General features: G+C 62.2%; 15 protein-coding genes. 4 read left to right on the top strand and 11 right to left on the bottom strand.

All coding sequences use genetic code 11. The annotated features are described in order from the left end of the window. Positions 1–381: 381 nt before the first annotated feature. The 4 genes from ACPWR9_RS12120 to ACPWR9_RS12135 form a co-directional block, all read right to left on the bottom strand. A complete protein-coding gene (locus tag ACPWR9_RS12120; RefSeq protein WP_426296710.1) occupies positions 382–4,248 on the bottom strand; it encodes a DNA translocase FtsK in 3,867 nt (1,288 codons plus the stop codon). Positions 4,249–4,394: 146 nt separating this feature from the next. Further along, entirely contained in the window at positions 4,395–5,417 is a 1,023-nt protein-coding gene (locus ACPWR9_RS12125; RefSeq protein ID WP_426296709.1) for a hypothetical protein, read from the bottom strand. A gap of 462 nt (positions 5,418–5,879) precedes the next feature. Further along, a complete protein-coding gene (locus ACPWR9_RS12130) occupies positions 5,880–8,897 on the bottom strand; it encodes a putative bifunctional diguanylate cyclase/phosphodiesterase (protein WP_426296708.1) in 3,018 nt (1,005 codons plus the stop codon). A gap of 221 nt (positions 8,898–9,118) precedes the next feature. After that, complete coding sequence (locus ACPWR9_RS12135) at positions 9,119–10,015, bottom strand: N-acyl amino acid synthase FeeM domain-containing protein (protein ID WP_426296707.1); 897 nt, start codon at positions 10,013–10,015, stop codon at positions 9,119–9,121. A 345-nt stretch (positions 10,016–10,360) separates the two neighbouring features. Here ACPWR9_RS12135 and ACPWR9_RS12140 point away from each other — a divergent pair, with 345 nt between their 5' ends. Together ACPWR9_RS12140 and ACPWR9_RS12145 are read left to right on the top strand one after the other, a co-directional pair. Next, entirely contained in the window at positions 10,361–10,870 is a 510-nt protein-coding gene (locus tag ACPWR9_RS12140) for a MarR family winged helix-turn-helix transcriptional regulator (protein ID WP_426296706.1), read from the top strand. 131 nt (positions 10,871–11,001) lie between these two features. Further along, on the top strand, positions 11,002–12,540 hold the full coding sequence (locus ACPWR9_RS12145) for a DHA2 family efflux MFS transporter permease subunit (protein ID WP_426296705.1): 1,539 nt from the start codon (positions 11,002–11,004) through the stop codon (positions 12,538–12,540). Here the strand turns inward: ACPWR9_RS12145 and ACPWR9_RS12150 are convergent, their stop codons facing one another. Both ACPWR9_RS12150 and ACPWR9_RS12155 read right to left on the bottom strand, forming a co-directional pair. Next, the gene (locus ACPWR9_RS12150; protein ID WP_426296704.1) at positions 12,541–13,122 is read right to left on the bottom strand and encodes a fasciclin domain-containing protein; all 582 of its coding nucleotides are present in this window, start codon (positions 13,120–13,122) and stop codon (positions 12,541–12,543) included. Positions 13,123–13,220: 98 nt separating this feature from the next. Further along, positions 13,221–13,598: a hypothetical protein gene (locus tag ACPWR9_RS12155; protein ID WP_426296703.1), complete on the bottom strand. Its 378-nt coding sequence runs from the start codon at positions 13,596–13,598 to the stop codon at positions 13,221–13,223. Positions 13,599–13,818: 220 nt separating this feature from the next. On the opposite strand from ACPWR9_RS12155, the gene ACPWR9_RS12160 reads away from it, so the two are divergent. Continuing rightward, a complete protein-coding gene (locus ACPWR9_RS12160) occupies positions 13,819–16,515 on the top strand; it encodes an autotransporter outer membrane beta-barrel domain-containing protein (protein WP_426296702.1) in 2,697 nt (898 codons plus the stop codon). A 61-nt stretch (positions 16,516–16,576) separates the two neighbouring features. Here the strand turns inward: ACPWR9_RS12160 and ACPWR9_RS12165 are convergent, their stop codons facing one another. Next, positions 16,577–16,843 (bottom strand): hypothetical protein, encoded by a 267-nt coding sequence (locus ACPWR9_RS12165; protein WP_426296701.1) that lies wholly within the window; start codon positions 16,841–16,843, stop codon positions 16,577–16,579. A 175-nt stretch (positions 16,844–17,018) separates the two neighbouring features. Between ACPWR9_RS12165 and ACPWR9_RS12170 the strand changes: the two genes are divergently transcribed. Further along, the gene (locus tag ACPWR9_RS12170; RefSeq protein WP_426296700.1) at positions 17,019–17,210 is read left to right on the top strand and encodes a hypothetical protein; all 192 of its coding nucleotides are present in this window, start codon (positions 17,019–17,021) and stop codon (positions 17,208–17,210) included. 141 nt (positions 17,211–17,351) lie between these two features. Here ACPWR9_RS12170 and ACPWR9_RS12175 read toward each other — a convergent pair whose 3' ends face one another. The 4 genes from ACPWR9_RS12175 to ACPWR9_RS12190 all read right to left on the bottom strand — a co-directional run bounded on the left by ACPWR9_RS12175 (position 17,352) and on the right by ACPWR9_RS12190 (position 19,668). After that, positions 17,352–17,546: a hypothetical protein gene (locus tag ACPWR9_RS12175; RefSeq protein WP_150678331.1), complete on the bottom strand. Its 195-nt coding sequence runs from the start codon at positions 17,544–17,546 to the stop codon at positions 17,352–17,354. A gap of 110 nt (positions 17,547–17,656) precedes the next feature. Beyond that, the gene (locus ACPWR9_RS12180) at positions 17,657–17,869 is read right to left on the bottom strand and encodes a hypothetical protein (protein ID WP_426296699.1); all 213 of its coding nucleotides are present in this window, start codon (positions 17,867–17,869) and stop codon (positions 17,657–17,659) included. A gap of 7 nt (positions 17,870–17,876) precedes the next feature. Next, entirely contained in the window at positions 17,877–18,158 is a 282-nt protein-coding gene (locus tag ACPWR9_RS12185) for a hypothetical protein (RefSeq protein ID WP_426296698.1), read from the bottom strand. A 283-nt stretch (positions 18,159–18,441) separates the two neighbouring features. Next, complete coding sequence (locus ACPWR9_RS12190; protein WP_426296697.1) at positions 18,442–19,668, bottom strand: GGDEF domain-containing protein; 1,227 nt, start codon at positions 19,666–19,668, stop codon at positions 18,442–18,444. Positions 19,669–19,702 lie beyond the last annotated feature (34 nt).

Consider the following 19,702-nt stretch of genomic DNA (forward strand, 5'->3'; position numbering starts at 1 on the left):
GCACCGCCCCGGTCTTGTAATTCGTGTCAGGGCGATACCGTAAAGCACGCTTCGAACGACCAACCTAGCGGGCCGATTATGTGACCCCTGAGTTTCGCCCGCAAAGGCGGGAATACCCCTACGGAGATGCGGGTTTGCGCGGAGCAAGGCCCATTTCATGCGGGTTTTGAAGGGGTTTTCGTTGCTACGCCATGTACGGCGCGTGTCCGCAGAATCAGCACGGAGTGCGAAAGAGTTCGACTCGAACGACGGGTCGTAAGGTAGCTGTAAGCGACGGCGATTAGCGAGGCGCTAACGCGAACTTTTGCACCGTATGAGGGCACGGTGGCGAGGGGGACGTTGCAACAGAGGTGCTGACTTGCCGCGCCTCTGTTGCAAGGGTTATTCGGCGCCGCCCGGGGCGAGGACTTCGCGCGTACCGTTGCGGCCCATCGGGGTGACAAGCCCGGCGGCTTCCATCTGCTCGATGAGACGTGCCGCGCGGTTGTATCCGATGCGCAGTTGTCGTTGCACGGCGGAGATCGACGCGCGGCGCGTGTTGAGCACAAAGGCGGCGGCTTCGTCGTAGAGCGGGTCGGCTTCGGCGTCTGCCGGGGCTTCGCCGAAGAGATCGGCCGACGCGGCATCGGCGGGGTCGCCCGCCAGAATCGCTTCGTCGTATTCCGGCTCGCCATACTGCTGCCAATGCTGCACCACGCGATGCACTTCATCGTCGGCGACGAACGCACCGTGCACCCGCTGCGGGTAGCCCGTACCTGGCGGCAGGAACAGCATATCGCCCTGCCCCAGCAGCGATTCCGCGCCCATCTGGTCGAGAATCGTGCGCGAATCGATCTTCGACGACACCTGAAACGCCACGCGCGTCGGAATGTTCGCTTTGATCAGGCCGGTGATGACGTCGACCGACGGACGTTGCGTCGCCAGAATCAAGTGGATACCTGCGGCGCGTGCTTTCTGGGCGAGACGTGCGATCAGCTCTTCGATTTTCTTGCCCGCGACCATCATCAGGTCGGCCAACTCGTCGATGACGACGACGATGAACGGCAGACGATCAAGCGGTTCCGGCGCGTCGGGTGTGAGCGAGAACGGGTTGCTTACCTTCTCGCCTGCGACCCGCGCGTTTTCGATCTTTTCGTTGTAACCGGCCAGATTGCGCACGCCCAGTGCCGACATCAGGCGGTAGCGTTTTTCCATCTCGCCGACACACCAATTGAGCGCGTGAGCGGCCTGTTTCATGTCGGTGACCACGGGTGCCAGCAGATGCGGAATGCCGCCGTACACCGACAATTCCAGCATCTTCGGGTCGATCATGATGAGCCGCACGTCATCCGGCGTCGCTTTGTACAGCAGCGAGAGAATCATGGCATTCACAGCCACCGATTTCCCCGAGCCCGTCGTGCCAGCCACCAGCAAGTGCGGTGCGCGCGCGAGGTCGGTCACGACAGGCTCGCCGGTGATGTCTTTGCCCATCGCCAACGCGAGGCGCGAGGGGTGCGCGTCGAAAATCGGCGCGGCCAAAATCTCGGACAAGCGAATCATTTGCCGCTTGGCATTGGGCAGTTCCAGCCCCATGCACGTCTTGCCGGGGATTGTCTCGACGACGCGAATCGACGTGACGCCCAACGCGCGCGCCAGATCCTTCATCAACCCGACGACTTGCGCGCCGCGCACACCGACGGCCGGTTCGACTTCGAATCGCGTAATCACCGGCCCCGCCGAGGCACCGACCACGGTGACCGGCACCTTGAACTCGGCCAGCCGTTGTTCGATGAGCTGACTCACCGCCGCAAGCGCTTCTTCCGATATCTCGTGGGCGCTGTCGGTCACGGCCACCGCTGGGGTCAATTCATCGAGCGACGGCAGATCGTAGTCGACAACCACTCGCGGTGGCGGCGCGACGTAGGGCGTGTCGTTGGCGAAATTGGCTTTGGGCGGCTCGGTGGACGGTCGTGCAGCAAAAGACGGGATCGCAGGTGCCGTAGCGAAACTCGGCACCACCACCGGCGGAATCGTCGGTGACGACGCCTGATATGGCGTATGCGTGACTTGAGGTAACGCCTGCCAGTCGCTGGTAGCGATGGCATTGCCGGTATCGCTGGCGTTGCCGACCTCGGTTGTATCGTCGAGATCGAACGGCGGTTCGTCGGCATCCGTGCGCGCCCAGGTGCCGTCGGCACGCAAGACGTAGTGTGGCTTGTGCGGCGGGTCCGCGGCATCGTCGCTTGCGATGGGGGCAGCGCTGCTATCGATCGCATCGGCTACGGAGGGATCTGTGCCCTCCCCCGCCATCGCGGGTTCGATCACGTCGACGTCGTCATCAGTCGCATCGCCGGTCTCGATGCTCGCCAATACGTCCGCGAAGACGAACGGACGGCTTGGCATGGTCAGCGAGGAGGTGACGGAGGCTGGCACGGCATCGGTGGACGTCGGCGCTATGGACTTCGGCACATCGGTGAACGCTGGTGCGATAACGTGCGGCACATCGGCGAACGCCTGTGGTTCGACGTGGTGCACCTCAGGCGCAACCGGCAAACTCTCTACATCCTTCACGACAACGCTGTCGTCGATATCGGGCTCGGGACTCGCTTCGGCAGTCTGTGCATTCACCTGCGGTGCCACCGTGCTATCGCTCGACGACCACGCGCGCAGATCGCGCAACAGTGCTTCCGCTTCTTCACGCAATGCGGCGAGCGCCTGTTGGCGAGCGACTTCCGCGGCGCGCGCAGCGGCCTCGCGAGCGATCATCTCCGGCGTAGGGCCAGCGGGGGCTTCAGGCGGTGCAGTGCACGTGTCGGGCGACGCGATGGCGTCCGGGCTGCCGGACAACGGCAGCGGAGAAAAGTCCGAGAAATCGGAGGAAATCGGTGTGGCCGCGTGTGACGCCGCCCATGCCGCAGCACCCTGCATCGCAGGAACAACGGCGGGTGCAGCGGGTGTGCTTGTTGGTGACGCGCTCGGCGCAGGTGTGGCAGGTGTCGCAGGCACCGGTTGCGCGCCACGCGGCGGCATGTCTTCCAGCCCCAACTGCGGCTTGCGGAAAGGACTGCGCACAATCGTGCCCTGCAAATGCGCAGGCGCAGTGCCGACCGGGCGGCGATAACCCGTCGACCCGGCAATGGAAGTGGAATTCAACGCCGTCTCGGCAGCGCCTGCGGATGCCGCTGACGCTGCGGCGGCCGTTGCCCCTGCGCCCAAGGCACGCGCCGCAGCAGCCGGTGCGGCGGGCAGTGACGGCATCCCCAGCGGCGACGCCGGACGGCCCTGCCCCTGCGGCCGCCCTTGCGCGCCGGGTTCCGCGCGCACGAATTCCGTCATGCGAAGCGTATCGCCACGGCTAGTACCGGACGCATAGGCGCCGCGCGGCAGTACCGCACGCGTGCCCGCTGCGGCGCTCGGTGCCGCCTCGCCTGCAATTCCACCCGCTGCCGCAACACGGGCAGCAATCGCCGCCTTGCCCGTCATGCGCGGTGCATTACCCGGGCGACTCGGTGAAGGTGCTGGCAATGAAGGTTGATTCGACGGCCGGAACGACGGCTCGGCACGGGTTGCCCCACGCGGCGTTGGCGGTGGCGGCTGCATGGCATCGAGCCGCGCGCGCTCTTCGTCGGAAAGCTTCCACGGTGGTTGTGCCGAGAGCCCTCGGCGACGTGGCACCAGCTCCTCGGTCAGACTGCCGAGGTTGTGATGTCCTTGCCCCAGCGTGGGCGTGAAACGCTCACCACGCTCCGAACGTTCATTACGATCCGGCACGTCGAACGACATCTGCGATAAACCACGGGTCGGTTCGCTACGCGCACCGAACCCGCTCTCGTGACGCGAACTCTGCGCGGCATCGCGGCGGAGAAAACTGAAAAGTTTGCTTTGCGGGGCGGGTTCATCGTCATCTTCCGATTCGCTATCGCCGCCCGGAAGCGCGCGTGCGAACAGCCCCCACCAAGTGGTGCCGAAAACAAGCGGAAGGGAGAACAGCAGAACGAGGCCAGCGACGCCCATGGCGAGCGTGCCGCCGAGTGTGACTTGCAGACCATGGGAGAGCGACTGACCGATGCTGCCGCCAGCGCTTTGACTATCGCCGCCGGTCAGTGCGGCCAGCGTCGCGCTCGACACCATCGCGAGCGGAACGCCAAGGAGCATGCGCAGGGTGCCGGGGCCAAAGAGTCGAATCTCACCGCCAAGCAGACCCCGTACGCCAGGCCAGCACAACGCCAGCAACCAAAACGTCGACAGTCCGAACCAGCCAAACCCCATAATCGCTCATGCTTCAGGAAAACCCGGAGTGCGATTGTAGCAGGTAGACCGTGGCGTGGCGGCCCTCTTGGCCCAATGCCGTGGCAATTTATGTCATCGCGATGACATAACGGCTGCACTGCGCGGAGAGACCCCCGCGCCGCGCATCATTTGTGACCGTGTGTCCCCGTCGGGCGGAACGTCGGCGTTGCCGGCACGCCCGCCACATCGGCCAGCGGAGCCGGTACGGCGTCGCCCGGCACCACCAGGCTGAGATTGCGCCGGCGCAGCGAGCGCCAGTCGACCTTTTCGAAAATGTCGTCACCCAGCGCACTCTCAGGCGACAAGTTCTCGACACGCACGCCACGCGCCCGCAGCACTTCCGACGCGCGTCGGAACGACGGCTCGATCAGGCTGGCAAATTCGGCATCGAGACGCGTCGGTGCACGCGACTGCATCGTCTCGTAGAAACGCGGCGTTTGCGCAGCGTCACGCAAATCGACCCCGTGCAGGTACAGCTCGGAGAACCCGAGCCACGTCGCCACTTGCAGTGCAAAGTAAGCCACCGTGCCGCCGTGGAAGAACCCGTTGTCGATGTCGAAGCTGTAGCCGAGGTGGCCGTCGCCCGCGAAAAACGCAGCACTGGCGGCCACGCGCGGGTTGGCGCGCAATTCCAGCGGCGAGCTCGCGGCTTCCATGCCGCGCTTGAAAATGTCGTCGACCAGGTAGAAGCGGCAGCCGAACGCCGACATCGGATACGTTTCCAGCAACCGGGCCAGCACGACCGGTGTGACGAACAGCACCAGATCGCGCGCCACAATACGGCGCGCCAGATCCGGACGCTGACGAACAAACCCCGCATCGAGCAGGCAGTAATAGTTGAACTTCACCGGCGCGCGGTCGACCAGCGCAATCGCGCCGTTCACGCCCATGACGTGATGCATCGGCAGCGCGTTGTAGTCGATCTCGGCGACCGACGGGCCGCTCGCGATGATATGGCAAGGCAGCCTGCGCAGTTGCTGGAGTTCGGCGCGGCGCGCGAGCGGCACGTTGCGGCCCCGCCACGTGAAGCGCTCGATCACGCCCGTCGCGTCGCGCACGATCTGCGCGTGCGGCCACAGGCGCTCGTTGTGCCGCCACTTCGCCGAATGGCTGTGACGGTACAGAAGTTTGAGCAGTGTCGAAATCATTGTCGTTTTTTTTGGTTAGGTCTTCTACTAGTCGCGCCGCGCACATCGCTTAGATGGACCCGGTCCTAACCCCGTTACGTATCGCGCGTCGGTCATGTCGCCGAACCCCGGTGCCGTGCCACGCCGCGCTTATCCCCGCCCGCAGAACCCGCCACCGGCGGACTGGTTTTATCTCCAGTCGCGTCGATAGCCAAATTCTGCCATCCGTTCTTTACGGTGGACAAGATTTATTCCAAGTGGAATTCTTACGTTGAGTTACGCCCTGATGACGATTTAATGGATGTCGCTTGACACCCAAAAGCCCTATATTTGCGGGTTTTCGCGACGATCGCCATCGTCCGGAGCGGGCCAAAATGAAATTTCGTGAGAAATAGAGCATTGCGCCAAATGCAGGCAATCGCAGGCGCGAGCGCGCTTCATACGCACGCTTTGAGGCTGCCATTCCCGCTTCGGGTCTCGCGGCTAGTGAAGCGCCGCGCTACCGCGCTCGCTCGGGTAATACGCCTGCCCAAGCTCCACGAGTAGCGCCGCCAACTGCGGGTCGCGCACGAAGCTCGCCGCCGACTCGGCCGCAAGTATCGCTTCGGGCGTTTGCGGACGTGCAATCAAAAAGCCCTGCACATAGTCGACGCCTAACTCGGAGAGCGCTTCGAGCGTCGCGGCGTCTTCCACCCACTCGGCCACGCTGCGAATACCGAGATTCTTTGCAAGCGCCACAATCGCCTCGACGATCGCCAGATTGGCTGGATGCGCCGCCATGCTCTTCACGAAAGCACCGTCGATCTTGATCGCGTCGACGGCAAGATCCTTGAGATAGGAAAAGGAGCTGAAGCCCGCGCCGAAGTCGTCCAGCGCGATGCGACCGCCCATCTGGTGGATACGATCGACAAAACGGCGTGTGTTGTCCAGATCGTGAAGCGCCACCGTCTCCGTGATTTCGATGCACAACAACTCGACAGCCCGCTCATGGGCTGCGAGCGTCGCAAAAATATCGCGGATGAAATGTTCGTCGTTGAGCGATGCCCCCGACAGGTTCACGCAAACAAACTGCGTCTTCGACAACCGCTCGCGATGCTGATCGATCCACGTGAGCGTGTTCGTGAGCACCCATTTGTCGATCATGCCGATGGTGCCGTTTTCCTCTGCCGCACTGATGATGCGCGAGGCCGGGACGATATTGCCGTCGCCATCGCGCATGCGCAGCAACACCTCGAAGTTGAGCGAGCCGCCGGGCGCCGCCATCTCCATGATCGGTTGCATCTCCAGGAACAGCGTGTTGGGCGTAAGACCCGCGTCGAGCGCGTCGATGAGCCGCAATTCGGCCAAGCGTTCACGAAACGCCGCCGCGCCGCGTTCGTAGACGACCAGCTCTCGGCGGCTCTTCTTCGCCTCGCGGCATGCACGGTCCGCTGACGAAATCGCATCGGGCACCCGCATGTCGGTCGTCAACTCGATCACCCCGGCTGACGCGCGCACCTGAAAGGCACGTTCGCCAATCTGATACGGCTCGCCCGCAATGGCATCCACCAGACGGCGCGCCACGGCGGCGGCTTCCTTGATCGTCGCGTCGCGGAACACCACGATGAACTCGTCGCCACCGGTACGGCCCACGCTCTGGTCGGCCGACAGACGCGCACGCATGCGATCGCACGCCTGACGCAACACCTCGTCGCCCGCCGCATGACCGAACAGATCGTTGACGAGCTTGAAGCGGTCCAGATCGAGATAGGCGAGCGCTGCGGGACGGGAATCGGACAGCGTACGAATGGCCTCGCCGAGCGCTTTCTCGATGCCGCGCCGGTTCGAAACCCCGGTCAGCGGATCGTTCTCGGCCAGATAGCGCAGTTGCTCCATCGTCCGGGCACGCTCGGTGATGTCTTGCAACGAGCCTTCGATCCGTCCGTCCGCGAAGATCGCCTTGACGAGATACCGGCTCGTGCGGCCGTCATCGCGCGGCAGCGACAGAATTTCCAGCTCCGATTCGTCGCTGTGCTGCGCCACGTCGAGCAACATGCGCCACGTGTTGTGGCCGAAAAATTGATCCCACCGGTATGCCCGGCCTTCCGTGCTGGGAATGCCCAGCATCGTGTGCAGGGCCGCGTTGCCGCGCACGAACACGCCTTCATCGTTGAGCGTGAACAGGCCGACAGGCGTCACGTCATACGCATTGCGCAATTCCGCCTGCGCTTCGAGCTTGCCCTGATGTTCGGCGCGCATCTGTTCGGCGATGGCGAGTGCTGCCATCAAACTCGAGAACAGCGCCGCCGTCACGCTATTCAGCGCAGTCGAGAGCGCTCGCGCGTTAAACGCGGCGGCAATCACTTCCGAGAACGTCGCAAACAGCACGATGGCGAGCGACGCGCTGTACCAAATGGCCACCCGCGAGCGTGTGGCCACAAGAATGCGCACCAGCAGGAACAACACGATCACGATGCCGAGCGCCGCCACCGCCCAGAGCACGGGAATGAAATGCGCGTACGGCAAGGCAATGGCCGCGCAACACAGCACGACCCCGGCCCACTGGAGAATCATCACGAGCCACTTCATGCCAATGCGGCGCAACTCTCGTTTGAAGAGTTGGGTGAAGAGCGAATACGTGAGGACGTAATAGATCGCGAACGTCGCCTTGCGCACCAGCGCATCCCATTCGGTCGGGATCGCGCGCTCCAACCATTGCGTGTCGGCGCCGAGCGAGTTTGCAGCGAGCCGCAGATTCCCGATCAGCCACGCGGCGAATAGCACGTAAAGCCATTCCTTATTGATGATGGCGGTCACCAGCACAAACGCCGAGAGCGTGAGCAACCCGCCTTCGAGCAACCCGTTGCTGCGATGGAATTCCTTTTCGGACACACGCAGTTCGTTGGCAGGCCAGGCGGTAAGCGCCAGGTGCGCCGGGCCGGAGAACGTGCCCTCGCAAAGCAACGTGACGGGGGCCGTCAGCTTGCCCAGATCGATGGCAAAACCCGCCTTCGACACACGGAACGCACCGCTCACCTCGCCTCGGTCGGCGCGGCCGATGGCTGGCGCGTCCGGATTGCGCCAGCAAGACAGCGTTTGCGCATGACGCGACGGAAACTCGATGACCGTGTGCTGCACGTCGTCGACGGGCGGCACGCTCACGCGAAACCAGACCGGCGCTTCGGATAGATGGGTGCTGTACTGACTCACGTCGGGCGCATGCTCGAGGGCGCTCTGCACCATCGGCGGCCCCAGCGTCGCGGGCAGATCGCCCAGCGCCTGGAAGGTCAGCGGCGTCGCGCCGCGCACGGCGTATTGGCTGTCCTGGAAGAGCAGCACGATGCCCGAGACGAGCATGATCGCCACCGGGACGGCATACAGAGAGACGGTCCGAAACAACTCGTCGAGACGCGCCGTCACACGCCAACGCCGCCGTGGGCTGCCAAAATTGGCTAGCTCGTCGGCAAGATCGTTCGCATGGTGGCCGTGATTGTCACGCTCGTTGCCGAGATCCCCCGCCATATGCCTTTTGTGCCCTTATTACGTTAGTCGCCCCCGCGTGGTACGCCGAACAAGGCGAGCCAAGAGGCTCGCCTTGTCGGCCGGGTCGGCCCCTGTCCCGTGCCGGCCTTTGGATATGGCCGGCACGGGCAGGCGTCTCGCACCCGTACTGCTCGCCACCGCCGGCTGCTTCGACATGACGTCGAGCGCAAACCGGGGCAACGTTAGTTGAAATAACGGCATTACACCGCCAGGCTGTAGCCTGTTGCTACGCATCCTACCGCGTCGGCACCAAAAGATAAATCCCGCAAATGCGCGCCAACACTGGCTTCGCCCGGTGCTGCCCTCATTTCCGATGCCCGTTCCTGCGTCTCGGGCATCCCCAGACGCAAGTCCGGATGATGGGTGAGGCACATATACCCGAACAGCGGGTGACCGGCCGCTTGCCAGCGCGTGCGTGCGTTGGCCACATCCAGCGCCAACACCCGGTGCCCGATACCGCCCACGTGCGCCATCGGAATCAATGCCTGCGAAGGAAAAACGTCGACGAACATCAGCGCTTCGTACTGACGATGCAGCGGCGGACGCGCCGTAATCACCATCCAGTCGATACGCGACAGCAGGCAGTACTGATAGAACGCCTTGAACAGCGCCGTCTTCACTGCCCGCCCGACCGGCCCCGCTACAACGCCCAACCGGGTCGCCTCGGCCAACGCCGCGTCGCCCAGCCATGCCGGCAACGGTGCCGAGTCTTCCAAATGCAATGCCTGATAGCGATTGGTCTGAATGCGCATGGTCCCGATGACGGCACCGTCAAGACGGGCGCGCGCCACGAGCACGATGGATCCCGGCTCGCGATCGCTCGTTTCCGGCTCGCTCAATGTGGCAGCGAGGTCCGGCAAATGACGGCCATACGCCGCCTGACGCATCGCCACCGCATCGCGCAAGGCCGTCTCGTCACTGGCGATGGTGACGATGAACGGCAGCGACTCTTCGTGCATACCGGTCAAGTGGGCGACACTCGACGGCATGGCACGGGTCTTTTGGGCTGCCACCGAACTGGCCGGCAGGCGGTTGAGGGGCGAGTCGCTGGCTTCGGTAATCGAGAGGACGTCGGAAGCTTGTGAAAGGTCAAACATGATTGACACTCCTTAGGGTCAAAAAAGGGCTAGGTGCCACGCTATGGCGGTCGCGCCTAACGCATCGCACCATTCCTTTCTTGTTCCGCCGAAGCAATGTGTCAAGTGCTTATTTTCCTTACACTTTTTACGCCTTCGTTGGTTGACCGTAATACCCCGCCAGAACCACCCCGGGAATGCCCGTCGCGCCGAGCGAAACGCGCCCGGCACACCCCGTTCGCCCCCGCCCTGCCGCCCGAATGTCACCTATTTGCCACAGTTGCCGCTCGATGAGAGACTCTGGCAAAATGCTAAACGTGTTTATCAATTTATCTGCCGGCGGCACGCTGCCGGTGTGAGTCTGCAATGCCGAAAATCGATTGGTCGTCCCGCTTCGGAACGCTCGTGCACGACGTCGCGCGGGTGCACTCGCGCCTGTTCGACCGGCGCGCCCGGGGCAATTTCGACCTCACACGCGCGCAGTGCCGGGTGCTGGTCATGCTGCACCGGTATGGCGTACAGACACAGGCCGAACTGGCCGAACGCATGGAGTTGACCCCGATGGCACTCGTCCGACTGCTCGACCGGCTCAGGGAAAAGGAGTTGGTCCGGCGTGAGCGCGACCCCAACGACAAGCGCGCTCACCTGCTGTATCTGACCGAGGCGTCGGAAGCCAAGATCGACACCATCGTCGCCTTCGCCACCATGGTCGAGCGCGATGCGATGGCCGATCTCACCCCGGCCGAGCGCACCGAACTCGCACGCCTGCTCGGCAAAGTGCTGACGAATCTGACGCGTGCGGAGGCGGCCTGCCCACCGTCCTCAGCGGCTTCCTCGTCCGCGGCGAGAGCGGCTGACGACGAAAACACGGAATAAGGATTTATTGAGGAGTTTGAACAAGGCCGTGAAGGAGACCGTCCGCCGATAGCCAGCCCTTGGCGGACAAACGCACCGCGCGCGGTGCCAAAACAACAAAAGCGACAACGCATTCCACCCGAGGTAATACCGTGTCTTCCCCGCAAAGCGCCAGCGACGCCAACAAGCATCGCGCGCTCGTCAGTATTTCCGTCATGCTCGCCACGGTGCTGCAAACGCTCGACAGCACCATCGCCAACGTTGCCCTGCCCCATATGCAAGGCAGCCTATCTGCCTCGCAAGACTCGATTACCTGGGTATTGACGTCCTACATCGTCGCCGCCGCGATTGCGACACCCCTGACCGGCACGCTCTGTGCGCGCTTCGGGCGGCGTCGCGTGTTTCTGTGGTCGGTGGCGGGCTTCACGATCGCGTCGGCGTTGTGCGGCATGGCACAGTCGCTTACCGAAATTGTGGCCGCGCGTCTGTTTCAGGGCATTTGCGGCGCGGCGCTCGTACCGCTCTCGCAGGCAACCATGCTCGACATCAACCCGCCGCACAAGCACGGCTCGGCGATGGCGGTGTTCGGTATGGGGGTGATGGTCGGGCCGATTCTCGGGCCGTCGCTCGGCGGCTGGCTCACCGACAGCTATAACTGGCGCTGGGTGTTCTACATCAACCTGCCGATCGGGCTGATCGCGTTTCTCGGCATCGCCGCGTATCTCAAAGAGCCGCCCGAGCAAAAAGCCGGGAAGTTCGATGCAATGGGCTTCGTCACGCTTGGGCTAGCCATCGGGTTATTGCAGTTGCTACTCGACCGCGGGGAACAACAAGACTGGCTGAACTCGACGGAAATCTGGCTCGAGATGCTCGGCGCCATCATTTGTTTCGCCTACTTCATCGTGCACACGTGGACAGCCGACGAGAATTCGTTCTTCAACCGAGCCTTGCTGCGCGACCGCAACTTCAACACCGGTGTGATTTACATTTTCGTCGTCGGGATCATTCTTTACGCGACGCGCGCGCTGCTCCCGCCCATGTTGCAAAGCCTGTTCGGCTATCCGGCCATTCTCACCGGGCTGGTCACCGCGCCATCGGGTGCGGGCACGATGGCCGCGATGCTGATCGTCGGCCGCCTCGTGGGGCGGGTGGATGTGAGGTATCTGCTGGGCTTCGGTTTCGCGTTGACGGCTTACTCGCTCTATATGATGGCCGGTTACACGACGACGCTGAGTCCGTCGGACATCGTCTGGCCGGGCGTTATTCAGGGCTTTGGGCTGGGGTTCGTGTTCGTGCCGCTGACGACGGTGACATTCGCCACGCTGCCGGGAGCGTTGCGTGCCGACGGTGCCGCGATTTACAGCCTGTCGCGCAACATCGGCAGCAGTATCGGTATTTCGGTCGTACAGACGCTGCTCACGCAAAACACGCAGGTCAATCACGCGGTGCTCTCGGAGCACATCACGCCCTTCACGCAAGGGCTCGAAGCGTACGCGCAAACCTATGGGTCGGCGGCCATCGCCGCGATCAACGCCGAAGTCACCCGGCAGGCGGCGATGATCGCCTATCTGGATGACTTCAAGCTGATGATGATCCTCACGCTGCTCGTCATGCCGTTGCTACTGTTCATCCGCATGAAGAAAAAGCAGCCCGGTGAAGTCGAGGAAATGGTGCACGTGGCCGCGGACTGATCAGGGCATCAGCACTTTGTCCACGACGTGAATCACCCCGTTGGATTGCATGACGTTGCCGATGGTGACATTGGCAACGCCGCCCTTGTCATCCGTCACCGTGAGATGGTTGCCCTTTTGCATCACGGTCAGCGAATCGCCTTCGACCGTCTTGAGCGTCGCGCGGCCACCGCCGTCGCTCACCGCTTTCATCAGATCTTGTGCGGTCAACCGCCCGGCAACGACGTGATACGTCAGCACCTTGTCGAGCGTGGGCTTGTTTTCCGGCTTGAGCAGCGTGTCGACGGTGCCTGCGGGCAGCGCCGCGAACGCTTCGTTGGTCGGCGCAAAGACTGTAAATGGGCCCGGTCCGGAGAGCGTGTCGACCAGTCCGCCTGCCTTGACCGCCGCGACCAGCGTCGTGTGATCTTTCGAGTTGACGGCATTCTCGATGATGTTCTTCGACGGGTACATCGCCGCGCCGCCTACCATGACGGTCTTGTCCCCGTCCATCGCCGCTGAGGCAGTCACGGCTTGACCGCCCATGACTACGGCGATCGCAAGTACAACACCGGTGAGTCCGGATACTTGATACGTCTTCATTCCTTCACCCGATTCGTGGCGCTTCGCACGTTGGAAGCACTAGGACATACGAGTGGACGCTGATGCCGGATGCGTGTTGCGAAACAAATAACTGCCGTCTACGTTTTCTTCTTTACCGACTTGCGTTTGCGCGGTTTCGGCTCAACGCCGATGCGAGCATCGCCTGCCAACACCAACGCCGTCAGAGTGTGCGCGACAGTTTCGAAATCCGGATCTGATTGCGGCACATATAACCACTTCCCCAGCACCGGATGCACACGCAGCGCGGGAATTTCTGCGATCAATGCGGCATGACGGTCTTGCGACGTGCAAACGAGTAAGCCACTCCATGGCGGCTCGCGATCGGCCGCGATCAAACAGAGCAACCCGCCGACATACGCCGCATCACTACCGAACATTCGCTTGTGAATAAAGGTCTCGTCGCGCTCGAAAGCATCGAGAATCCAGAGCAACGAATTACGCACGGACGATGGCATATACGTCGAACTCCTTATTATTTAATTAAATAATCATTTAAATTTACTGGTAACACGAACAGTTTTCATTCATACAATATTTAGAATTTCTTAACGTCACAATTCCTTACAATTCGTACTCATCAAACAACAAGAAATTTGTAATTACCTGATTTTCAATATATTTTCCAAACACTCGAAGGTTCCCATGAATTAAAAAAATTATTTCGGGAGTGCGGAAATGAAAACATCAATAAACGAATTCGAGAAACGCAATACTTCGCACTGCCCTGTTCCTCTCAAGCCGGTGATATTGGCAATATCGGTGCTCTGTTTGATCGGTAACGCCAAAGCCGCCTGCGACAACGTCAATCCCCCGAGCGGCACGACGGTCACGTGCACCGGGACCAACGGTGTTGTGAACGCGCAGACAGGCAGCACCAACGTGACGGTCAACGTCCAGCAAGGTGCCACGATTTCTTCGACGCGCTCCACGCCTAACGTTGCCACCATTACTGTCGACTCGTCGAGCACGATCACTAACTCGGGCACCGTGAGCATCACCGGCACGGCTGCCTCCGGGCGCGGCGCCGCGATGCTAGGCAATCATGATTACAACACGCTGGTGAACACCTCGACGGGCGTCATCACGGCGACTGGCGCGTCAGACGATGGCATGGCCATCAACGGCAACCACGGAACGCTTACCAACAACGGCACCATCACCGTGTCCGGCCCAAATTCGGACGGCATCACCGTTGCGTGGGGGCAAGCTTCGGGCCTCGGCTTGAACAGTACCGTCGTCAATACCGGCACGGTCACGGCCAACGGCAGCGGCAGCCGTGCGTTGAGTGTGGTGGGCGGGCAAAGCACGGTGACGAACTCAGGGACGTTACTCACGACCGGCGGCACCGCATCGAATCGCTCGTTCACAGTGTTCATGCAAGGCAACAACAATAACTTCACTAACAGCGGTTATATCGAAGCCCGAGGCGTCAACAGCGACGCCGTCGTCTCGAACACCGCGCTGGGATTTACCTCCTCGATCGTGAATCAGGCCGGCGGTCAGATCATCAGCCAGCAGGGCTACGGCATTCGCACGGTGAATGGCACGATCTCGATCACCAACGCTGGGCTGGTGCAGAGCAATGTCGGCACAGCCATCTACATGAACCCCGCCGCCAAATCGAACACGCTGACGCTGCAAACCGGGTCTCAGATCGTCGGCACCGCAGACGGCGGCGCGAGCGCGGTCAGCAAGCTGATTCTGCAAGGCACCGGCACCGCGAGCAACTCGTTCGTCAACTTCGGCACCTTGCTTGCCCAAGGCGATAACTGGACATGGAGCGGCAGCGGCAACTTCACCACCGCCCAACTGCAAAGCGGCACGTTCAACCTGACCAGCACGCTGGGCGGTGCGACCACCACGATTGCCTCGGGCGCGACGCTGACCGGCACCGGCACGCTCACCGGCAACGTGACCAATTCAGGCACGGTGCACCCCGGCGATGGTAGCGGCAACGGCACGCTCACGATCGTCGGCAATTACACGGGCAACGGCGGCACGCTCGCGATCGACACCGTGCTGGGCGACGACACGTCGAAAGTGGCCCCGCTCACGGTGAGCGGCGGTGCCATTGGCGGCAACACTTCGATTGCCGTGAACAACATGGGCGGACTCGGTGCACTCACGACCGGCAACGGTATTCCGATGGTGAGCGCAGTGGGCGGAGCGACCTCGTCGGCTTCGGCATTCGCGCTGGGGGCGCCGGTCTCGGCGGGGGCTTACACGTACATGCTCTACAAAGGCGGCACGACGGCGGATAGCACGAATAGCTGGTATCTGCGCTCGACCGTGCCGGTGACCACGACCGTCACGACAACCGATCCCGCTTCAGGGGCGACGGTCACGGAAGTGCTCGCGCCGGTGGCGGCAAGCCCCAGCGCGCCAGCAGCGCTCCCGGCCGGCGACCCGCCCGCGCCGATCTATCGCGTCGAGGTGCCGGTGTATTCGGTCATGCCGGATCTCGCGCGTACGGCAGGCTTCGCGCAACTCGCGACATTTCACGAACGGCAGGGACAGCAAGGGCTGCTCGACGAGCGCGGATGGCTGACCGATGGCTGGGTGCGCGTGTGGGGACAGACAGAACAGTTGCGCTCGAAAGGCGACGTGACACCGCAATTCGACGGCAACATCGGCGGCGTACAGATTGGCCACGATATCTTCGCGCGTCTCTCGGATAGCGGCCATGGCGACCACATCGGGATTCTCGGGGGATGGACGCGCGCCACCGGCGACGTGCAGGGGTTTGCGCTCGGCACGAACGATACGGCAGCGGGTTCGCTGTCGTTGGATATGTACAGCGCCGGGTTGTACTGGACGCATGTGATGCCGGGTGGCGCATATACGGACGCCGTCGTGCTGGCGTCGGCGCTGCAATACCAAACGCGACCGGTCAGCGGACTCAATCGCGACGTCAACGGCAAGGCCATCGCGGCATCGTTAGAAACGGGCTGGCCAATCCCACTGACTTCGACGCTCTCGCTCGAGCCACAGGCGCAGATCATCTGGCAGCATCAGTCGATCGACAATTTCAACGACAGCATTTCGAATGTCGCGTTCGACAACACAAATGCGTGGCTGGCGCGCATTGGCGCACGTCTTGAGGCCAACTACGACGGCGCACGCGGGCTGCTGCGCCCGTACCTGCTGTTCAACCTCTTGCATACGTTCGGCAGCGACGGGCGAGTCGTGTTCGGCGGTACCACACCCATCGTGACCAATGCCAACAGTACCTCGGCACAATTCGGCATCGGGGTCGCAGGCCGTTTCAACAAATCGGCGAGCGTATACGGCACACTGGCCTACCTCACACAACTCGACAACACGCGACAACAAAGCGTCTCCGCGACGCTGGGGCTGCGTTGGACCTGGTGACGCGTACGTGGATTAACGGTTCGATCGATGCATCCATGAGCACCCCCGAGACACTGGCTAACTACTTAAACACCCCCGCGCGGGCATCCTGCTCGAACTGTATTGTCCAGGAAGCCTCGCCGACTAAAGACCGGTAATGCCGAATACGGCGCATGCCGCTCACGTAGACATCGTGAATCGCCTGCGCAAGATCGCCCTCGCCTGAATGGCTAATTTCTACGGTCACGATCAAACGCTTCACATTAATGCCACTGGCGAGGCATGCCGCGAGAAAGCGCTCACGCTGTTCCTCAGGAAGCGCTTCGATCCCCTGATTCCTTCGATCCATTTCGATCTCCCGGCGCTGTTGGGCATGCGTTGCGCATTAAGCCGAGCGGCTAACACGCTTCAAACATTTTGACGCCAATTGCTGTCGCTTGTTAAGCAATGGGCCGTAAAGATTTCGAGCAATGCGGCGTCAGAGCGCGCATACTCGTTCAAACGGCGGCATCAGGAGAAAAACCATGCTTTCGCTCACTAAACAAGCCATTGCGGCCGCGCTTGCCCTGATCGCGAAAGGCGACGAAGCACCGTCCGACGCAGTCATCGACGCGCTACTCGCCCGGGAACTGGTTCGCCGGGTCGGCAAACGCCTTGAAGTGACGCCGTACGGCAAATCTTACTGCCGATCCATGTACACCCCAGCGTGGCACTGAGCCGCTGAAATGCGTTTAGCGGGCACGTATGCCCGCTAACGTCAGTGCGATGACCCGCTTAGGCGTTGCGCCCAGGGGCTCCGCCCGATATGGCGCGATATGGCCCGATATGCCCGGGAGCGCCGGGTCAGCCTGCGCCGATTAACGCCAGGCTGGCGCACGCTCCGAGCGGCAATAGGAACGCCCGAATTGGGTGAGTTCCAGACGCTCGCCAACGCGGCAAATCAGCTCCCGCGCCAGTAGCGCATTGATCACAGCTTCGGAAGGACGCGTCTGCCCGGTATCGGCAATGCGTTGAATGGCGGCCACGATGGCTTGCTTCGAAAGGGTCAGCATTCTTGAATCCTCAGCGGTCGGTCAATGACAATGATCGACGATCACGGATGGTTCGTTGTGCTCGTGCGATTTGGTACTGGCCGCAATCGATCTCGCAGGATCGTGCAGCCTTATTGGATATTCACGGCACTCAAAGCACGCGCCTTTGCCGGCACCGGCAGCCAGCGCGCCATGCGCGAGCGCTGCACGAGCTCACGCGCCGCACCACGGTAGGCACGGTAGCGCAGCCTCATGACAAACGTCATCGCGGCAACGGAAAACAAACGGGTACGGTCAGGGGGGAGATAGTCCGCATACAGAAACCAGCTCGGGCTCGGATGCATGTCGACCTCATAGGGCGGGCGTCCCGCTGTCAACGAAGTTATCGACCAGTGCCTGAGCGTAAGCATTGCCTGCACGCCGCGCTTCCCCGATGGAGTCGAACGGAAGGCTCTGGAGTCGGTACACCTGTGAATCGCCCGATGGGGCGAGATCTTCGAGCGTGGTGCGGGAAATCTTCACCGACACACCAAAAGTCCGGTCGTGTTTTCGCTCGGTCGAATCGGGGTCCTGCTCGCGAAACACCAATGTTTCCAGGCGGAAACCTTTGTAATACGGAGTGACGTAGGCCATATTGCCCCCGACGACCGCTGCACCGCCCCCTGGCGTCAGTTACGCGCCCAGGCAGGCACAACGAAAGGAAATGAGATCAGGAGGGTTTGGTACTGGAAGTCTGCAACCCCTTCGGACCGCGGGTGATGTCGAAGGACACCTGTTGATTCGGTGACGGACAACCAAGAAACTCAGAGATCGGAAGTGTCTCGTAAAGATCGGTAGGATCGACGCTCGATAAACGTCAGACTTGATGTTCGATTGATCACTTATACGCGGTAAACCTTGTCGCCGCAATGGTTTTCTACCCCGTGGCACGCAAGGGCGTGCGCACTTCGGTCATCGCGATTGCCGTCTCCGGTGTGTATCGCACACAGCGATTGCGGCCCGCCGCTTTGGCCTGATAAAGCGCTCGATCCGCACGCTGCACCAGCGACGACAACTCACCACGCGAGCGCTCGTCGCATGCCACACCGATACTCACCGTTGCCGCCACCGCTTCGCCCTGCACGGTGCGCCCTGCCCGCTCGAACGCCTCTCGCACACGCTCGGCGATCGTCAACGCCTCGGTCACGCCCACCCCCGGCAGGAACAGCGCGAATTCCTCGCCGCCATAGCGCCCGAAGATATCGTCCGAGCGCAGTTGCTGTGCCGCCGTGCGTGCGAAAAGCAACAGGACGGTATCCCCGAACGGATGCCCATACGTGTCGTTAATTCGCTTGAAGTGATCGAGATCGAGCAGCAGGAGGGCCACGGGTGTGCGCGCCGTGCCATGGCGGCGCATCTGCTCGCGCGCAAGCCGGGTGAATTCCGGCCGGTTGAACGCCTGGGTCAGCCCATCGCGCGTGGCCGCCCGATGCAGAGCGATTTCGGAGCGCTCCTTGCCGAGCGACACCATCAGGAAACTCGCCACGACGATCAGCACCAGCATCTCGGTCGTCGCCACCTGCGCGCCGAACCACGCGAGAAACCGTGCATCCGTGGGACCGAGCCAGACCAACGCCACCGCGCGCGCCGTGTAAAAGCTCCCGTGCAATACGGCCACTACGGCTAGCACGATGCTGCTGGGAAGGCGCATGCCCGAGGCCTGCCAAAACTCCTTGGCCGCCATCAGGCTGTACATCGCGAGCAACGAGAAGAACAACACGCCGCCGCTCCACGCGTCGAGTGGACGCGCGAACAGCCATGTCCCCCACAGCAACACCGCCGGGCCGCCGAACACGGCGACCCATTGGACACTGCGTCCGTAAAAGCGCCGTGCGCCGCTCCATACCATGGCGAACGCGAGCGTCGCCACGGCATTGCCCAGCGGATAAAGCACGGCCAGCCGCCCGCTGCGGGCTGCCAGCAAATAGAGAACGGGAGAAAAGGTGGCGAGCAGGAAGGCCAGACTCCACCAGCGGGGAGACTCGGCTTCGTCGCGACGCAGCGCATCGAGCATAAACAGAATGCCCGTCGCGATACTCAGCAAGAAAGTGACGAATTGCAGCGTCGGTAGGTCCAACGCCGGCAACGACAACCCCAGAGCCATAGCTCCATTCCCCCGGTGTGCGCTGCCGTGTCGG

The sequence above is a fragment of the Pandoraea pneumonica genome (genome assembly GCF_049918595.1).
Classification (GTDB): Bacteria; Pseudomonadota; Gammaproteobacteria; order Burkholderiales; family Burkholderiaceae; genus Pandoraea; species Pandoraea pneumonica_A.